Raw genomic sequence first — 16,743 nt, 5'->3', positions numbered from 1 at the left:
GAATTTCTTGCTGATCAGGATGATGTTGGTGCTGTAGGTGTGGTTGGTGACGCTGAGATATTTTTGGACTTCGTAGAATTTGTTGGAGAGGATCACCGAGAACGGATTTTCCTGGCCGTCGACGGTGCGGGTTTCCAGCGCCGTGTAGAGTTCTGAAAAGCTCATCGGAACGGGATTGGCGTTGAAGGCCTTGAAGGTCTCCAGATACACCGGGTTGGGGATCACCCGTATCTTGATGCCGTCGAGGTCTTCGCCCCTGGTGATCGGGCGCCTGCTATTGGTGACATTGCGGAAGCCGAGATCCCAGTAGCCGAGGCCGACCAGGCCCTTCTCCGGAAGTTTTGCCAGCAGTGCCGATCCCGCCGGTCCGTCGAGCAGCGCGTCGGCCTGCTGCGGCGTGCTGACGATGAACGGAAAATCGATCAGGCCGTAGTCCTTGACGATGCCGACCAGCGACGTCGTGGCGGGCGACTGCATTTCCTGGGTGCCGGCGCGCAGCGCCGACTGCTGCTGCATCTCGCTGCCGAGCTGGTTGGCCGGATATTCCTTCACCTTGAGCTTGCCGCCGCTCTTGGCCGCGACGATCTCGGTGAATTTCTGCACGCCCTTGCTGACTGGATGGTCGGTGTTGTTGAGGTGGCCCCAGCGGATCGTGCGGTCCTGCACGTTCTGCGCTTCGGCCGGACCGGCGAAAACGGCAAGCGTCGCGGCGACGGCGCCCGCGAGCGCGAAAAACCTGACTTCAGACGGCATCGATGACCTCCCAACGTGGATTTTTGCTGCTTCTCGACCGCCACCATTATCTATGATATAACATAAATCAACATATAGTTTAGGTTATATATGATATTATGTGAAATCTGTGATCAATGTCTCATATTTTGACCCGGGCACCCTCCAGTGGAGCTAGGATGTCCCCATGCAAGATTCTCTGACGATGGAAATGGCCGGAGAGACGGTCGGCGACAGCGCCTATCGGCGCATCCGCACCGATCTGATTTTCGGCAAGCTCGAACCCGGCCAGAAACTGAAGCTGGAAAAGATGAGCGGCGCCTACGGCACCAGCGTCAGCACCCTGCGCGAGACGTTGAACCGGCTGTGCTCGGAAGGGCTGGTCATCGCCGAGGGGCAGCGCGGTTTTGAGGTGGCTCCGATATCGGCGGGCGAATTTGGGCAGATCGCCGAACTGCGCGAGCTGCTCGAGGCCCACGCGATCGAGCAATCGTTCAAGGCCGGCGACCTCGATTGGGAAGCTTCCGTGGTGTCGGCGCATCACAAGCTGGCGGTGATGGAGCGGTCGATGCTGGCCGGCAATGCGTCGGACACCGAAACCTGGAAGCAGTGCGACTGGCAGTTTCATCGCGCCTTGATCTCCGCCTGCGGATCCAAGGTGCTGCTCGATGCGCACGCCGCGGTCTACGACAAGTACCTGCGCTACCAGATGCTCGCGGTGGTGTTTCGCGGCGAGATCGCCGCCGTCGAACACCGGCAATTGATGGACGCCGCGCTGCGCCGCGATGCCGACGCCGCCTGCAAGGTGCTGCACAGCCACATTCACGACTGCGTCGCGCATGCGCTGCGCAATTCGGACTGGCTGCGGCCGGCGGTTGCGGCGGCGAATGCCAAAAAGGAGGTGGTGCGGAAATTGCGCGCGCGGTGACCTGAACGCCGGAGCCCGGCGATTGGAGCGGGGCGAAGAACTATTTCAGCCACAGCTTGAGCGGAACGGCTTTGCCATCGGGACAGGCCATTACGCCGCTATAGGGGTCTGCCGCCCGTGCGCTGTAGGTACATTGCTGGCCTTCGACCAGCAACGTTGCATCCAGTTGCGAGGACAATGCCGATATCCGGAAACGGATTTCTCCGGTCCTTTCCTCCGGACCGTCCTGCGTGCAGATGCCGACATGTTTCATCGACAACGGACCGGAGAATTCCTTAGCCCACAGGCGAGAGGTTTCGGTGACGGTGGCGGTCAGCTCCCACTCGCCGAGCACGCCGGCATATCCGACGACCTGCAGCGACTGGGCGCTGGCCGGAGCAGCAAACGCGCTCAGCACGATTGGCAGGAACAATGCTTTCACGACGTGCTCCGTGCTTGTCGCCGCGTCCGCTCACCGCTTCTCCAGCGCCGCGCGGGCATCGCCGATCTCGATCCGGGACCTGTCGGCATCGGCGGCGATCGTGACGACCTTCTTATAGTATTCCCGAGCCTTGACGTTTTCGCCGGCTTTTTCGGCGGCCTTTGCCGCGCCCACGGTGGCGCCGAGACGGTTCGGCTCCTTCTTCAGCGTCGCTTCAAGAGCGGCCAGCGCTTCCGCAGGTTTGCCGTGCTCAAGCAGCATGAGACCGTAGAGTTCGCGTGCCGGCACCAACGCGCCGGGAGTGACGACGGATTTCTCGGTCTTGTCCTCCGCGTCGGCAGCCCCGCTCATTGCTTGCAGGGCGTCAACTCGCTTGCCTTCCGCATTGAGCAGCCAGGCGGTCGCGACCTGCCACTGGATGTCCACCTGTTCCGCCCAATATTCGTCCTTGGCTTGACGAAGTTGTTCACGCAACTCGCCAAGTTTCGCGATGTCGATTTTAGCAGAATCGGCATTTCCGGAGCGGGCAGCACCGAGTGCGCGTGCGAAATGGGTAATCGCATCGACGTAGGCGAACCCGCTGGGCTGAAGCTGCAAGTCGGCGGCGCCTTTCCAGTCGCCGCGCTCCGTCACGTAGCGGGCTCGACTGGCCGCGACTGCAAAGGGTCCGGTGCGAAGTTTTGGACTATAGCCCTTCAGGCCGATCATCTCGTCGACGACGGCCCGGGCCTCCTTGTCCTGCGCAAGCTGAAGCAGAGCATAGACCTGGTAATCCATCGCGTGCAGCTGGTCGTGCAATTCGTTGCCGGCCTTCGCAGCACTTGCCGATGCGGCATTGGAGGCAGCCGATTCCTTCCAATAGCCGACACGCGTGAAGATGTGCGAGGGCATGTGCAAGGCGTGCGGCGCTGCCGGGGCGATCGCGGCATAACGCCGGGCGGCATCGAGGCCTTTCTCGGCGATCGGCGGATAATCGTAGAGGTGGATCAGATAATGTGACACGCCGGGATGCTGCGGTTGACGTTTGGCGATCGGCTCCAGGATGGCTGCGCCCTTGAGCTGGCCGGCGTAGGTCTTGTCGGCCGGCGAAGCCGAGGTATTGAGTGCGAGCGCGTAGTGAATCTGCGCCTCGTCGTCGTCCGGATAGCGCTGCGCCAGTTGCTCCATGGCCTTGGCATAGGCCAGGTTGCGGGTGCGATGATCGACCTTGTCGTAGTCGGCGTACATGACGCCGAGCGCGTCCAGATAATCGCGCTCGCGTTGGCTCTTGGCGCCGACGCCCTTTCCCCTGGCGATCGCGGCCGCGCCCTTGACGAGATTGTCCGCCGGCGGCGGCACGTGGGGATTTAGCAGCAGGCTGAGCGCGATGCCCCAATGCGCGATCGCGCATTCGGGGTCCGCATTCAGCGCATCGTCAAACAGTTTCTGCGACGCGCGGTACCAGAACGAATGCTGGTACAGCATGGCTTGATCGAAAAGCCTCGCGGCCTCCGGCTTGCACGACGTTTCGAAGTTGACGCTGCCGAGCTTCTGCTCCGATTGTGAGAAACCGGGCTGCGCCAGCAAAATGCCTGCGAACGCGGCGATCGAAATTGTCGATAGCACTCGAATCGTCATGCAGCCTCGCATTTTCCATCGCCCGCGCACCCCTCAGCGCGTGCTCAGGAAGGCACGCGCGTCGGCAACCGCGGTCCGGGACTTGTCGGCGTCGCCAGCGATCGCGACGACTTTTTTATGGTACTCCTGCGCCTTGGCGTTGTCGCCGGCTTTTTCGGCGGCCTTGGCGGCGCCGGCAGTGGCGGCCAGGCGGTTGGGCTCCTTCTTCAGGGTCGCCTCGAAGGCGGCGAGCGCTTCGGCAGGCTTGCCGCTCTCCAGCAGCAGGACGCCATAGAGTTCGCGCGCGGGTTTTGGCACGCCCGGCGTTACCGGATGCTTTTCGGTCTGGTCCTCGGCATCGGCGGCGGCACTCATCGCAGCGAGCGCGTCATCGCGCTTGCCTTCGGCATGGAGCACCCAGGCGGCCGCGACCTGCCGCTGAATGTCCACTTGTCCGGACCAATAGGCGTCCTTGGCGTCAAGCAGTTTATCTCGCAACTCGGCGAGTTTTGCGATGTCGGTCTTGGCGGCGTCAGGATTGCCGGAGCGGGCGGCGCCAAGGGCACGGGTGAAATACGTGATCGCCTCCACCTGAGCCAGCGGGCTGGGGCGGACGGCGAGCTCGGAAGCGGCCTTCCAGTCGTCACGTTCCACGGCAAAGCGCGCCGGCGAAATCGCCAGTGCGTAGGGCCCCGGCAGGAATGTTTCGGTGAAGCCCGTGACGGTGGTTGCCTCATCCATGACGGCCTTGGCCTTCGCGTCCTGCCCGAGTTGCAGATAGGCATAGACCTGATAGTCCATCGCGTGCAGCTGGTCGTGGAAATCCTTGGACTCCTTGGCGACGCGCGCGGCCTCGGCGTTCGAGGCGATGGATTCGTTCCAGTAGCCGACGCGCGTAAAGATGTGCGACGGCATGTGCTGGGCATGGGCCGCGGCCGGCGCGATCTTGGCGTAGCGCTTGGCCGCATCGAGACCTTTTTCCGCGATCGGCGGATAATCGTAGAGGTGGATCAGATAATGCGCCACGCCGGGATGGTCGGGCTGACGCTGTGCGATCGGCTCCAGGATCGCCGCGCCCTTGAGCTGGCCGGCGTAGGTCTTGTCGGCCGGCGACGCCGAGGTGTTGAGCGCCAGCGCGTAGTGAATCTGCGCTTCGTCATCGTTCGGATAGCGCTGCGCCAGCTGCTCCATGGCCTTGGCATAGGCCACGATGCGGGTGCGGTGATCGACCTTGTCGTGATCGGCGTACATCACGGCGAGCGCATCCAGATAGTCGCGCTCCCGCGCCGTCTTGGCGCCGACGCTCTTGCCCTTGGCGATCGCGGCAGCACCCTCGGCGAGGTTCTTCACCGGCGGCGCGACGTGGGGATTCCACAGCATGCTCAGCGCCGCGCCCCAATAGGCGATGCCGCATTCGGGATCGGCTTTCAGCGCATCCTCGAACGTGCGTTGCGAGGCGCGGTACCAGAACGAATGCTGATACAGCATGCCCTGGTTGAAAAGCTTCTGCGCCTCCGCGTTGCAGGAGGTTTCGAAACTGACCTTTCCAAGCGTGGTGTCGTCCGCATGCGCCGGCTGCGCCAGCGCAAGGCCGGTCGAAAGCGCTACAGAAATTGCCAGGGTTGTCCTCATCGCGCTTCTCCATTTTTTGGCGGCTTCGACTGCGAAGCTAGGAGCCAATTGGCGGGAAGTCATAAGCGAGAAACGGGATTTTTATAGCAGGATTGTGCTAGCTTGAAAATGGAAGAAATCCATGCTGGATCGGACACTTACCTTCGGACGCTTTTCGCTCGATCCGCGCGGCGGACTGATGTCGGGGGCCCGCAGCGTGCGGCTGACGCCGAAGGCGCTGGCGCTGTTGTCCTTCATGGCCGGCCGACCCGGCGAGGTGATCGGCAAGGAGGAACTGTTCGGCGCGGTATGGCCCGAGGTCACCGTGGGCGACGCCGCGCTGGTGACCTGCATCCAGGAGCTTCGCAAGGCGCTTGGCGACGACGCCCGGCGGCCGCGCTATATCGAGACGCTGCACCGCCGCGGTTACCGGTTCATCGGAAAATTGGCGGCGGCCGCGCTGCCGGCTGCGACGGACGACAAGGCCGGCGCGCTGGCGCTGCCCGACCGTCCCTCGATCGCGGTGCTGCCGTTCGCCAATATGAGCGAGGAGGCGGACCAGGAATACTTCGCCGACGGCATCTCGGAAGACCTGATCACGGGTCTCGCCCGTATCCACTGGCTGTTCGTGATCGCGCGTAATTCCTCGTTTGTCTACAAGGACCGCGCGGTCGACGTAAAACAGGTCTCGCGCGAACTCGGCGTGCGCTATGTGCTGGAAGGCAGCGTGCGCCGCGCCGGAAAACGCATCCGCATCAGCGCGCAGCTGATCGACGCCGTCACCGGCGGCCATCACTGGGCCGAGCGCTACGACCGCGAACTCGGCGATATCTTTGCCGTGCAGGACGAAATCACCCGCAATGTGGTGGCGGCGATTGAGCCCCGCCTGCTGGCCGCCGAGGGAATTCGCGCGCTGTCGCGTTCCGCCGGCGATCTCGGCGCATGGGAACGCGTGGCCCGCGCGCAAACCCATGTCTGGCGCCTGACGCGCGCCGACTATGCGACTGCGATCGAGGGCCTCACCGAGGCGGTCGAGGCCTATCCGGATTACGCGCCGGCGCGCAGCCGCCTGGCGTTCCGCCTGTTGTTCGCGGCGCATATGGGCTGGGTCGATCGCGACGCCGGCCTGCACCGGGGGCGCGAGCACGCCATTCGCGCGGTCGCGCTGGACGATTGCGATTCCTGGGGCCAGACCGCGGTCGGGTACCTTGCGATGATGGAGCGGCGCACCGAGCCGTCGCTCGCGGCGTTTCGCCGCGCGGTCGAACTCAACCCGAACTCGGCGACCACCCACGGCGATCTCAGCCGCGGCCTTGCGTTTGCCGGCCACGACCGCGAGGCGATCGCGCATGCCGAACACGCCATCCGCCTCAGCCCGATGGATCCGGACATGGCGCTGTTTCTCGGCGGCATCGCGGTCGCGCATTACGGCGCCGGCCGCTACGCCGAAGCGGTCCAGGTCTCGGAGCAAATATCGCGGCTCCGCCCCGGCTTCCAGGGCGCGCAACGCCTGCACTGCGCAAGCCTCGCCCAGAGCGGACGCACCGACGAGGCGCGGGCGTATCTGGAAATCGTCAAGCGCGAGCAGCCGCAGCTGTCGATCGAGTGGATCAGGGGGAGCGTGCCGTATCAGACCGAGGAATTGATGGAGCGGTTTCTGCAGGGGATGCGGAAGGCGGGATTGGAGTGAGGGCACCTCTTTCGTCGTCCCCGCCAACGGGGCCGGCCTTTGGCCGGCCCCGTTGGCGGGGACGACGGAGAGAGTGTTGATGCGCATCATGTCGCTCCTTCCTTGGGCCAAGCGTCATCGCTGCCCGCAAATTGCTTCACGTGAGTGGGAGGTTCCGGGGACCTCGCCCTCGAAAAGAAGAGGGGGAGGCGGAGCGCCGAAAGACGCGCCTTGGTAGTAAAAATGCGCCCTTCGGACGCTCCGCCGCGGCGACTTCTTCGACCCTGGGACCGAGCTTCCGGCACAGGCGCGAGCAAGCTCGCCATCCAGGCAGGCTTTCGCCCACCCTTCACCTGTACCCCCCAGCCATTTAAGGCAGAGCCCCGTAGTGGGCTCGGGCGGTTACCCAAGGCCCCCCGATGCCATGCTTGCGAGGCACAGCCGCGGGCGCCGCATCCGACCGGTTCGGGTTACCCCTCCCCAGCCAAGCTTTCGCTCTGTCCCACTTCAGGATCGCCTCTAGAAGCGCCCCCTCGTGGACAGGACGGGCGGAGTATAAGGCCGCGGGCAAGGGGGTGGATAGGTATACATTCACATTTTCGTGATCGGTGGTTTGCAGCCTTGCATGCCCCGGACGGCGCAGCGCGTAGCCGTTGCGGAGCGGTGCGCTGCAGAGTCATAAGCGCGTTTACGCGCGTCTTCGACGCGCTATGGCCCAGCTTGCTACCACCGCAACCGGGCTCCCGGTTCTGCGAAGCAGCGCTTCCCGAAGAGCGGAGCCTGTGCTCGGGCCGCGCAAAGCGCGGACCCGGGTACGCCGCATCGCGCCCGGGACCATCGCAGATGTTGTCTATGCGCAGGTCAAGGCGCTGCCCGAACAGCTCGCGCGTGAGGTGCTCTCCGCGAACGTCAGGATCATGCCGATTGGCGCGATGCGATGAACGGGCAAGCCGGCTCGCTCGCGCCCATGTGGGACGATGCCGAGGACAAGGTCTGGGACGATGCCTGAGATGCTCAAACCTGTGATCTTCACGATCTCCGCCGCCCGGGATCACGAGGCGTCGGTCTGGAGCGGGCACTGCGATGATATCCCGGCCGCCGCCGATGCGCCGACGCTCGACGGCCTGCTGGCGAAGATATCCGCGATGGCGCTCGACCTGTTGCCGGACAATCACCCGGACGTCGCTCCGGAATCGCTGTTCCTGCAGATCACCGCCTTGCGCGAAGCCGAACCGGCCGCGGGCTGAATGGCGCCGCGGTTCGACCGCGCCTTGCGGGATTTGCTGCGCGCGGCCGGCTGCGTGCTGGTCCGGCAAGGACGCGGCAGCCACGAAATCTGACACAGCCCGATCACGCAGCGAAACTTCGCAGTGCCGGTCGGTATTCCCAGCCGGCACACCGCCAACGCCATTTTGCGGCAGGCGGGATTGCCGAAGGCGTTTTGAGGTGGGAATGGAGGCAAGAGCTACGCTCTGCGCTGCGTCTGGGAAACGAGACTCGTCATGGCCGGGCTTGACCCGGCCATCCATCCTTCGGAAGATTCTTTCTGAGTTTGATGGATGCGCGGGTCAAGCCCGCGCATGACGAGTGTCCTTCACCCCACCGCGCTCACCGGCGGCAGCGCGATCGTCTCGACCCTGGAGAGGTCGAGCTTGCCCGACGCATGATCGATATCGAACCCGACCACGTCGCCGTTGGCGTCGAAATCGACATTGAGCCCTTCGACAATCTCGCGCGTCTGTGTGCCAGGTGCGCTCTTCAACTCGATATAGAGGCTGTCCGTCTCGGGATAGTAATGCAGCTTCATGGCTTGGCCTCGGCTGGCTGGAAGGCGAAACCAGCCTTGGACCGTTCGACTTCCTTATAACGGATGGGGGCGTCACGATCAGGAGTACACAATCCTATCCAATTACGTTCCAAGCCGATGATCAGAAACGCCATCGGCGCGGCTCGATCGCGCGTAATAGCTCTCCAACTACGAATATCAATGGAGGATGGCGAAGCGAATCTTTCCGGATGAGAATGCCATTCTCCTACCCAGTCTATTGTCTTGTGCGATTGACGCCATCGCCTTAGCGCAAGTTCTTTGTGTCCTCGTGAAGAGCGCTGAAAAGCAAACATCGTTCCGATATCCCATCGCATAGGAAGAGTTGCTTCATCAATATGCAGGTGGGGACCGCGTCGAAGCCCCAACAAAATACCGCCTCGTTCTCTGTCATGTCCGTGTAGTTTGAGGTCCGCATCAACGGTCTCGGCCAGCTTAACCGAAAGTAAAATAGTTGGTGGAGTGGCTGGTTGATCAAGCACCACAGGCAGGACACTCCGCACTGCGTGATGGCGACACCCATTTTACGTCTTTTCCGTCCTCGTGATTGAGCGTGATAGTCCGCAATCGCTGTCCTGGTTGCTTTGCTGCCCAGTCGAGAGCGGCGCGAAGCGCCAAGCTGGCGGCTGCCGCGGGTGCATCGGCTGCAAAGGGCACGTAACCGGCTTCACCGCAGCGCGCCGGCGCCAATTCCGCAAATTTTTTTACGTCTTTGACCGGCGGATAACGCCAGTCTCCATCGAACTTGGGTTTCAGACATCGATAGCATGCTTGGCCATCCTTGAGGTTAAGAAAGGTTTGAGCGGCAATTCCGTTACCAAAAACCCAAGCATGCAGCACGGCCAACTCACTTCCACTCTTACTGGATCTCATTCGCATGTGATTTAGTGCGCTTGCTACGTTGTAATCGCCGGTTGCATCAACAATCATATCCGTTCGTTCTAAAGCAGCCCAATCCTGCAAGGCGTCGCGCTGTAGTGGTTTGATATGAACGTCGGGATGAAAATTTCGTAGAAAATCTGCAGTTGCTACCGCTTTTGGTCTATCAAGATCAGAAAATCCCAAGACATGTCGGCCGAGGTTTCCTGGACGAAGCACATCCCTGTCGTAGACAGCAAAATCTTCTCCACAGCCAGCCCCCGCTTGAACGAACAGCTTTGCTAAATTTCCACCGATGGTGCCGCTACCGATAAGAGCAATTCTCTTTCCAATGAGGGAGGCCTTGCCAAAAAGGTTACGCTCCACGACGCTGCGTAGGTCAGATTGAACTCCGGTCATACGGTTTAACCCTATCCGGTCCAGTGATTTCGCAATCTGATTTTCAAAGAAATTTTTTCGCGAACCGCCAGCCTGTTGCTGCATCTTAAGTGAGTTCGGTAAAACGGGACGCCAGCCAAGAAGAGCGTTGGATGACATTATAAAGATGGGCATCAATGTAGCTGTGCAGGTAATGATAGTTTGTCGAAGGCCGTTTGGCGCCGCCGACTGCGCTTCAAGCCAATCTATCACGCCAGCAAGATTTTCGGATTTGAACGAATTCGTGTGTTTAAGCTTGTGCCTGAAGGAGAGAATCGTGACCTCTCTTCGAGAGCGAGGGTTGATGTTCTGCCATCCACCCGTTGGAACTAACACATAACGCGCATCTTCTGATGTGCCGAGGTCGATGATATCTGCATTCTCAATCTTGCTTGATTGGACGACGGGTAAGGCGAAATGAATGAAGTCACCCTGCCAATACGACTCTAATTCGGCTTCGTACTCTGCCGTTATCGCCCCACCAAAAGATCGCTCCAGTGTTATTTCTGCTTCCCGTAAAACTCGGAGGATTGATTCGCCGGGATTGTAAAGATCTAAGGGTAAATCCCCCTCGCCAACATAGCAGATAGTGCCGTCTCGATTTAAGTGCGCTAGGTTCTTGAGAGGTATCCCTGAGCTGTCGACCAACCGAAGTTCAGGCATCTCGACAAATGTGACATCCGGAATCTTAATTTCTACTTCAGCCTTGTTTCCATGAAGGGAAATCGGCCCCCTGTAGGTGGAAGGGGGTCTGGAAAGCGAAAAACCTTTCGCCTTCAAAGTTGCATCGATCTTCCACAAAGGATCGTCCAAGAAGAACTTACCCCGACGTAGATGCAGTGACTCTTGGAGCGGGCACAATTGCCGCAGCCTCGGCTGCAACTGTTGCCGCAATCGGTGGAGCTATTTTCACCGCATCGGGACGGTTTGGAATCCGCTCGCCAAAAGCCCGACGCAGTGCCTCGACGACTAATTCAGCCACACCAGTGCCTCTCAGCGCGTCGTACATATGCTCAGCGAAAGCTTGCGCTGCCCGGACAATTTCTCGCCGTTCTTCCAATGACCATTCATTGAGGATTTTGGCCTTGCCGGGAAAAGCAGGATTACAGATATCTTTCTCAAACACACTGGGAAGACGGCGGGCAATTTCGTAGACCAATTGATCATCATCGAGATTACGGTGGCTACCGTTCATGTCTTCCAACGTTTCGACGATGGCAGCCATGATGATGATCGATGTAAGGCAACCTGTGGGCCATCTGTAATCGCGCCAGCCCTTGACGTACCTACAGCCCCGGCGGAACAACTCGCCATATCGCTCGACGCATCCACCAACCCAATCATGAAGAGCTAACGGGTCCGATTGGTCCCATCCCCCGTTTCTATGTGCGAGCATGATCTGATTAGAAGGAAGACGAGGGTACTCGTGGCCAGCCCTCTTGAGAACGGCGTCGGCGCGCGCTTGGATCGAAATTGAATCCATTGCGATCATCCGACCCCGCGGCGCGGAGTAAATCGGAATGTCGATGTGACTATCGTCATCTAATTTTATCCGAACACAGGTTTCCTTAGTCTTGTCTAGCTCCCACCCTCGTTCTTCGCAAAGCGAGGCCACGGCGTCTTCGACTAGCTGAAAGAGAGCTCTTGCAACCAAGGAAGGCTGCCCATTCTCCAAATAATCCACGCCAACATACATGCCGTCGTCTAGGTCAAGCTGCTGGAGAGGCTTATGTACCGGATCGATCAAGAGATCATAAGCGACAGACCCTTGTGTGAAAAACTTTGGCATGACATCGGGCCGCACTCGATATGTTCGATGAGCAGCAGAATTACGGTCCCAAAATCTATCTTCGGTACGAATACGCGCCGCACTGTCGCGAATCCTTTGACGGATCAGGCGTTGTGCTTCGAGCAGCTTGGCCCTCTTTTGCGATGGCACTTGTAGTGCCTGATGGTAGCTTTTTGTATCGCGCAACCCGATAAACAACAGCTGCGCACTGGCCAAGAATTTCATCTCACACCCGTCACGTTGATTGGGAGGACGCGAATCGCATTCTAGTTGATTCTGACTGTAATTTAACTTATGTTCATGATATGTTCAAATTGTGCCCGATCAGGTTATTGGTAGCGATCATCGCTTGGTTGACCCTGATGGTCGTTTTGGGCGTGAATTCCTCAAGAGCGCTGCTTGAAGGAATAGGTCTAACGGCGGGCCTAAGTCTTACCGTCGCGATTGTGCAATTTATTTTTATGCTTGTTTTTATCACTCCAGCTTGGCGCACTATTTGGAGATGGGTGCCCAAACTGAACGAATGGATCTATCCAGACCTAAACGGCGATTGGGATGTCGAGCTAAAGTCAAACTTTCCGCGCATAGACGCCTTGCTGAAGTCGGCAAAAGGCGATGCTCCTCCGCTAGATTTTCGTGGAAACGAATCTCTTTTGCCTGAATTTGGTACTTATAAAATGCGTGCGCGCATCAGGCAGTCATGGGCTGAAATCGAAATGGAATTGTGGAATCCCGCAGCGACCGGACCAATCAATGAATCAAAAACGCTAATTGTTGAACCGTTTCGCGGAAAAGGTGGGAGGCATGGTCTCGCTTATGTTTTCGAGCAAGCTAATGAAACGGATGTAGTAAGTGACGACAGCAAATTTCGAGGGGCAGCTTGGATTGAACGTGATCGTGACGATGTTAATGTCTTCTGTGGTCGAATGTGGACTGATCGCATGTGGCGGCTTGGAATGAATACAGCCGCGGACCTTCGATTTACCCGACAGCCCTCGAAGCGTCTTTCGCGTCGCGGTTGATAGCGAGGGAGCCAACCCCACTCGGCGCGCCGATCTTTTCGCTCTCCTAAACGCAAGAGCCGGGTCTTTCGACCCGGCCATCAAAACTCCACCGCCAACCCGGCTTCGAACGAAAGCTCACCCCGCCTTCGCTTCCGCCCCCGCCTTCTTCTTCTCAATCGCCCGCTTCAGCTCCAGCGCCCGCGGCGACAGCTCCGGGCCCTTGGCCTTGATCAAAAACGCATCCAGCCCGCCGCGATGATCGACGCTCTTCAGCGCATTGGTCGAGACGCGCAGGCGGACGTTGCGGCCCAACGTGTCGGAGATGAAGGTAACGTTGCACAGGTTCGGCAGGAACCTGCGCTTGGTCTTGATGTTGGAGTGGCTCACCGTGTGGCCCACCTGGGGGCCCTTGGCCGTCAGTTCGCAGCGCCGCGCCATCGTCGAAATCCTCTGGTCTCCCGCAAGCCGCAGCCGGTGAAGGCGCAAGGCAGCGGGGGTTGAAAATCTGATCCTTTCAGGAACCGCGGACGTATAGGCAAAGCGCCCTCCTGCGTCAAGAACGCGGGCCGCATGCCGGCCGCCGCCGCGGCCTGCCGAAAGGCCGATTTTTTAAGCCGCGCCAACCATATAAACGGCGTATTCGCTGCCGACATCATGCGGTACCTGAAGATTTTTGCGGTGGCGCGCTTGCGGGCCTTTCGATTTGCCTCAAAAACGCGCCAACGCGTTGTTTCCCGGATGTTTTTGCTTAAATGACAGAACGATTGCCGGAACCGGCAACCAACCAACCGCAGGGCGGCCCTTTCGTGAAGCGTATCGGCATGATCGTGCCCTGGCCGGTATCGGATCGTCATTCCGGGGCGACGCCGTCAGGTCGGCGCGAAGCGCCGTCCGAGGCGTCGAACCCGGAATCCAGAGGTGATATCCGACTTCTGGATTCCGGGTCCGCACGAAGAGCGCGTCCCGGAATGACGAAAACGAGCATTGGTGGGCACGGCGCAAGGGCGGCTTTGCCCACCCTACGAAGTTTCGCGCTTCTCGCGGGCCTCGCGCTGCTGCCAAGCGCGCCGGCGGCGGCGCAAGGAAAACTCGATGCGCGCTATGAGGTGACGCTGGCCGGCCTGCCCGTCGGCAAAGGCTCCTGGGTGGTCGATATATCAGATGACCAGTATTCGGCCTCCGCCAGCGGCGGCACCTCCGGCCTGCTCAAGGCCTTTGCCTCCGGTTCGGGCACCGGGGGCTCGCAGGGCCGCATCGTGGGTGGCGCGCTGGTCCCGCAGGTCTATTCCGCCACCGTGCTTTCGAAGAAATCCGAAACCATCCGGATGTCGCTTAACGCCGGCAACATCAAGGAATTCTCCATCGATCCGGAGCCGCCGGTCGATCCGGACCGCATCCCCGTCACCGACGCGCATCGGCGTGGCGTCTCGGATCCGATGACCGGGTCGCTGCTGCGCGTCCCCGGCACGGCCGATCCGCTCGGCCCCGAAGCCTGCCGCACCGGAGGCGCGATTTTCGACGGCCGCATGCGCTATGAGCTGAAGCTCGACTACAAGCGCATGGAGCGCGTGAAGGCCGAGAAGGGCTATTCCGGGCCCGTCGTGGTGTGCGCGGTGTATTTCACGCCGGTCGCGGGCTACATCCCCGATCGCGCCGCGATCAAATGGCTCGCCTCCCAGCGCAATATCGAAGCCTGGTTCGCGCCGATCGCCGGAACCCGTATCCTGGTGCCGTTCCGCATGATGATCCCGACCCCGTTCGGCATGGGCGTGCTGGAGGCGACGCAGTTCGTGACGCAGGCGACCCCGCCGCGCGTCGCCAAGACGCAATGATCTCGTGTCCCGGACGCGGTGCAGCGCGTAGCTTTTGCCATAAGCGCGTTTACGCGCGTCTTCGACGCGCTATGGCGGCGCACCGCAGAGCCGGGACCCCGGTTTGTCGCGGCTAGCGTTGTCGGAGATAACCGGGGTCCCGGTTCTGCGAAGCATCACGCCGCGAAGAGCGGCGTGCCGCATCGCGCCCGGGACACGGTACAAGTCTTCGCTTGACTCTCACCCGCTTCTGATTCGACTCCTGCAATTAACAAATGGACGCTGGTCCGCTCCCATAGGCTGCGGAGTCCAACTTGATCTAGTGCCGGCCCGTGACTATCAACGCTGCATGTTGCGGTCTTCGGACGCGGACGAATCGGAGTCAGCGATTCGGGCGCGTTTCGTTCCGTAACCGTTCCAAGGCTTAAATCCCGACCTTCAAGGCGTCGCATTGTGAAACAATCCTGACCCGCACGCGACGCGGAAACCCCCTGGTAACATGGCCTTTTCGTCTTCACCGCCCGGTTTCTCGAACGGCAGGGCCCCAGGCAGCGGCGTCACCGCGGTGCTCGGGCCCACCAACACCGGCAAGACCCATCTTGCGATCGAGCGGATGCTCGCGCATTCCTCAGGGGTCATCGGCCTGCCGCTGCGGCTGCTGGCGCGCGAGGTCTACAACAAGATCGCCGATCGCGCGGGGGTGGATTCCGTCGCGCTGATCACCGGCGAAGAAAAGATAAAACCGCCGAAAGCGCGGTTCTGGGTCTCGACCGTGGAGGCGATGCCAAGGGATCTCGACGTGTCGTTTCTCGCCGTCGATGAAATCCAGATCGCCGCCGATCTGGAGCGCGGCCACGTCTTCACCGACCGCATCCTGCACCGCCGCGGCCGCGACGAAACGCTGCTGCTGGGCGCCGCCACCATGCGCCCGATCATCGAGCGGCTGCTGCCGGGCGCCGGCATCGTCACCCGTCCGCGGCTGTCGCAGCTTGAATTCGCCGGCGACCGCAAGCTCACCCGGCAGCCGCGCCGCACCGCGATCGTCGCATTCTCCGCGGATGAGGTTTACGCCATCGCCGAACTGATCCGCAGGCAGCATGGTGGCGCCGCAGTGGTGCTGGGATCGCTGTCACCGCGCACCCGCAACGCGCAGGTGGCGATGTTCCAGTCCGGCGACGTTGATTATCTGGTCGCGACCGACGCCGTCGGCATGGGCCTCAATCTCGACGTCGATCACGTCGCCTTTGCCTCCGACCGCAAATATGACGGCTACCAATTCCGCCGCCTCAATCCCTCGGAATTCGCGCAGATCGCCGGCCGCGCCGGACGCGCCACCCGCGACGGCACGTTTGGCACCACCGGCCGCTGCGCGCCGTTCGAGCCTGAACTGGTCAACGCGCTGCAGAACCACACCTTCGACAGCGTCAAGGTGCTGCAGTGGCGTAATTCAAAACTGGATTTCTCCTCGCTCGGCGCGCTGCAGGTGTCGCTGGCGCAAACGCCGACACATGAGGCGCTCACGCGGGCGCCGATCGCGGAAGATCTGCGCGTGCTCGATCACGCCGCGCGCGATGGCGAGGTGCGCGACATGGCGCATGGCGCGGCCGCCGTGGAACGGCTGTGGGATGCCTGCCAGATCCCGGACTACCGCAAGATCGCGCCGGCCGCGCATGCCGAACTGGTCACCACGCTGTTCGGCTTCCTGATGCAGAAGGGCAGGATCCCGGACGCCTGGTTTGCAGCGCAAGTCGATCAGGCCGACCGCACCGACGGCGATATTGACACCTTGTCGCACCGGATCGCGCAAATCCGCACCTGGACCTTTGTGGCAAATCGTCCGGATTGGCTGGCTGACCCGGAGCATTGGCAGGGCATTTCGCGCGAGGTCGAAAATAAATTGTCCGATGCGCTGCACGAAAAGCTCACGGAGCGTTTCGTTGATCGCCGGACCAGTGTATTGATGCGCCGCCTGCGGGAAAACACCATGTTGAATACGGAAATCGGCAAGACCGGCGAAGTGATCGTAGAAGGCCATGTGATCGGCCGTCTCGACGGATTCAC

General features: G+C 60.9%; 17 protein-coding genes and 1 pseudogene. 9 read left to right on the top strand and 9 right to left on the bottom strand.

The window, feature by feature from the left end; all coding sequences use genetic code 11:
* Window positions 1–753 (bottom strand): DctP family TRAP transporter solute-binding subunit (locus tag VGP39_RS03815; protein ID WP_327566775.1); only part of this gene is annotated, 753 nt, incomplete at its 3' end.
* A gap of 178 nt (window positions 754–931) precedes the next feature.
* Here VGP39_RS03815 and VGP39_RS03810 point away from each other — a divergent pair.
* Window positions 932–1,660 carry a GntR family transcriptional regulator gene (locus VGP39_RS03810; protein ID WP_414644554.1) on the top strand — a complete coding sequence of 243 codons (729 nt, stop codon included), beginning with the start codon at window positions 932–934 and terminating at the stop codon, window positions 1,658–1,660.
* A gap of 40 nt (window positions 1,661–1,700) precedes the next feature.
* Here the strand turns inward: VGP39_RS03810 and VGP39_RS03805 are convergent, their stop codons facing one another.
* From VGP39_RS03805 to VGP39_RS03795, 3 genes are read right to left on the bottom strand one after another with little or no spacing between them, the layout of a single operon-like run.
* A complete protein-coding gene (locus VGP39_RS03805) occupies window positions 1,701–2,081 on the bottom strand; it encodes a hypothetical protein (protein ID WP_327566773.1) in 381 nt (126 codons plus the stop codon).
* 30 nt (window positions 2,082–2,111) lie between these two features.
* A complete protein-coding gene (locus VGP39_RS03800) occupies window positions 2,112–3,698 on the bottom strand; it encodes a tetratricopeptide repeat protein (RefSeq protein ID WP_327566772.1) in 1,587 nt (528 codons plus the stop codon).
* Between the two features lie 33 nt (window positions 3,699–3,731).
* Window positions 3,732–5,309, bottom strand: coding sequence for a hypothetical protein (locus VGP39_RS03795; RefSeq protein WP_327566771.1), 1,578 nt, complete (start codon window positions 5,307–5,309; stop codon window positions 3,732–3,734).
* Between the two features lie 121 nt (window positions 5,310–5,430).
* Between VGP39_RS03795 and VGP39_RS03790 the strand changes: the two genes are divergently transcribed.
* From VGP39_RS03790 to VGP39_RS03775, 4 genes and pseudogenes are all read left to right on the top strand, one after another.
* A complete protein-coding gene (locus tag VGP39_RS03790; protein WP_327566770.1) occupies window positions 5,431–6,978 on the top strand; it encodes a winged helix-turn-helix domain-containing protein in 1,548 nt (515 codons plus the stop codon).
* Window positions 6,979–7,739: 761 nt separating this feature from the next.
* Entirely contained in the window at window positions 7,740–7,898 is a 159-nt protein-coding gene (locus VGP39_RS03785) for a hypothetical protein (protein WP_327566769.1), read from the top strand.
* Between the two features lie 60 nt (window positions 7,899–7,958).
* Complete coding sequence (locus VGP39_RS03780; protein ID WP_327566768.1) at window positions 7,959–8,204, top strand: DUF1902 domain-containing protein; 246 nt, start codon at window positions 7,959–7,961, stop codon at window positions 8,202–8,204.
* Window positions 8,205–8,402 (top strand): annotated as a pseudogene (locus tag VGP39_RS03775) (type II toxin-antitoxin system HicA family toxin).
* A gap of 149 nt (window positions 8,403–8,551) precedes the next feature.
* Here VGP39_RS03775 and VGP39_RS03770 read toward each other — a convergent pair.
* From VGP39_RS03770 to VGP39_RS03755, 4 genes are read right to left on the bottom strand one after another with little or no spacing between them, the layout of a single operon-like run.
* A complete protein-coding gene (locus VGP39_RS03770) occupies window positions 8,552–8,764 on the bottom strand; it encodes a DUF2283 domain-containing protein (protein WP_327566767.1) in 213 nt (70 codons plus the stop codon).
* The gene (locus VGP39_RS03765; protein WP_327566766.1) at window positions 8,761–9,267 is read right to left on the bottom strand and encodes a Mov34/MPN/PAD-1 family protein; all 507 of its coding nucleotides are present in this window, start codon (window positions 9,265–9,267) and stop codon (window positions 8,761–8,763) included. The genes VGP39_RS03770 and VGP39_RS03765 overlap by 4 nt, the downstream gene beginning before the upstream one ends.
* Window positions 9,257–10,891, bottom strand: coding sequence for a ThiF family adenylyltransferase (locus VGP39_RS03760; protein ID WP_327566765.1), 1,635 nt, complete (start codon window positions 10,889–10,891; stop codon window positions 9,257–9,259). The genes VGP39_RS03765 and VGP39_RS03760 overlap by 11 nt, the downstream gene beginning before the upstream one ends.
* Before the next feature lie 7 nt (window positions 10,892–10,898).
* Entirely contained in the window at window positions 10,899–12,092 is a 1,194-nt protein-coding gene (locus tag VGP39_RS03755; protein ID WP_327566764.1) for a CBASS cGAMP synthase, read from the bottom strand.
* Between the two features lie 107 nt (window positions 12,093–12,199).
* Between VGP39_RS03755 and VGP39_RS03750 the strand changes: the two genes are divergently transcribed.
* Window positions 12,200–12,889, top strand: coding sequence for a hypothetical protein (locus VGP39_RS03750; RefSeq protein WP_327566763.1), 690 nt, complete (start codon window positions 12,200–12,202; stop codon window positions 12,887–12,889).
* A gap of 117 nt (window positions 12,890–13,006) precedes the next feature.
* Here VGP39_RS03750 and rpmB read toward each other — a convergent pair whose 3' ends face one another.
* Entirely contained in the window at window positions 13,007–13,309 is a 303-nt protein-coding gene (gene rpmB, locus VGP39_RS03745; RefSeq protein WP_327566762.1) for a 50S ribosomal protein L28, read from the bottom strand.
* 132 nt (window positions 13,310–13,441) lie between these two features.
* Between rpmB and VGP39_RS03740 the strand changes: the two genes are divergently transcribed.
* The 3 genes from VGP39_RS03740 to VGP39_RS03730 form a co-directional block, all read left to right on the top strand.
* On the top strand, window positions 13,442–13,627 hold the full coding sequence (locus VGP39_RS03740) for a hypothetical protein (protein ID WP_327566761.1): 186 nt from the start codon (window positions 13,442–13,444) through the stop codon (window positions 13,625–13,627).
* 212 nt (window positions 13,628–13,839) lie between these two features.
* Window positions 13,840–14,703: a DUF3108 domain-containing protein gene (locus VGP39_RS03735; protein WP_327566760.1), complete on the top strand. Its 864-nt coding sequence runs from the start codon at window positions 13,840–13,842 to the stop codon at window positions 14,701–14,703.
* Between the two features lie 478 nt (window positions 14,704–15,181).
* A partial coding sequence (locus VGP39_RS03730) for a helicase-related protein (RefSeq protein WP_327566759.1) occupies window positions 15,182–16,743 on the top strand: 1,562 nt, incomplete at its 3' end.

This window comes from Bradyrhizobium sp. (genome assembly GCF_036009065.1).
Classification (GTDB): domain Bacteria; phylum Pseudomonadota; class Alphaproteobacteria; order Rhizobiales; family Xanthobacteraceae; genus Bradyrhizobium.
This window is presented reverse-complemented; position numbering and strand designations above follow the sequence as displayed.